The sequence below is a fragment of the Solibacillus sp. NPDC093137 genome, from assembly GCF_050280445.1.
In the GTDB taxonomy this organism is placed as follows: domain Bacteria; phylum Bacillota; class Bacilli; order Bacillales_A; family Planococcaceae; genus Solibacillus; species Solibacillus isronensis_B.
On sequence record NZ_JBNNVH010000018.1, the window covers coordinates 1 to 1,216 of the forward strand.

Sequence of the window (1,216 nt, forward strand, 5' to 3'; positions counted from 1 at the left end):
GGTTAAGACACCGCCCTTTCACGGCGGTAACACGGGTTCGAATCCCGTACGGGTCATACATAGGAAAACGAAGAACGCTAAGTACTGTTACATGTACTTAGCGTTTTTTTGTTGCCTTAAAAGCTCTATTAAGATAATAAACAAAGCTGCTAGATTTAAGCGCTGAATAATTTTTTATCTATATTATGCTGTCTCATAATATAGATAAAAAACGTGTGTTGAAATATAATTGCTTCAATAAACCCACAACCAGAATTTCTTTTAAACTAATATTATTTTATTGCTACTGTGAAAGGAAACTTCCTCGATCACTATGGGGGAGGGTGTACAAATAAAGGTAGAACAAGATAGTAGGCGGGAGCAGAAAAGATGCGGAGATTTTCCGGATATTTAATGAAGGTCTGTTGGGAACATGCAAGTAGTTTAGTTGACGCTATGTTAGAGGCTGTTTAAATCGATTTCCCATTAATAATGCAAATAGAGGTATCAAAATCCCTGGTTCACTAAAAAGAATGCTAAAAAGCAATTTAAAAGGTAATAACAAGGATTTAACACCCAATCGTGGAATCCCAATAAAGCTGAGGTATGCATAAACACCATCAAATGAAATTGCACCATTCTAAGAGCATATAAAAACAGAAATTATTATAATTGAATAATAAAAAATATAGAAGATAATGGAAATAATATAAAGATAAAGAGTATATTAAGAAAGCAATAGGTGGAAATAATTAAAATGTATCTTCTATCAATACTTAAAAAAATAATGATAAATGTAAGACATTTTCTTGACAGCTTTAGTCTATAAAATGTATAAATAAGTAGTCGTATATTCTAAAACACTTGATATTTATAAGTAATATTAATAATTATATAAGAATGATTTATAAATATTAAAAACAAGTCTTGATAAAGTCAGTCAAACATATTAGAATTTCGTTATACTAAGTAAACGTTTTCATGAGCAAACTCGATTGGTGAATGGAAGAAATAGAAATTTATATATTTTTTAAAAATAATTTCAAAAAAGGTATTGCATTATAAAAAAAGTAATGATATTATAAATCTTGTCCTTAAGAGAAAGGACATGCGGTTACGAAAGAGTAATCAGCAAATACCCATTGGAGGATTAGCTCAGCTGGGAGAGCACCTGCCTTACAAGCAGGGGGTCGGCGGTTCGAGCCCGTCATCCTCCACCATTTCTAAATGCCGGTGT

The 1,216-nt window shown here is 31.7% G+C and carries 1 tRNA gene; it reads left to right on the forward strand.

The annotated features are described in order from the left end of the window. Nucleotides 1-1,123: 1,123 nt before the first annotated feature. A tRNA-Val gene (locus ACQKN3_RS20145) sits at nucleotides 1,124-1,199 on the forward strand. Nucleotides 1,200-1,216 lie beyond the last annotated feature (17 nt).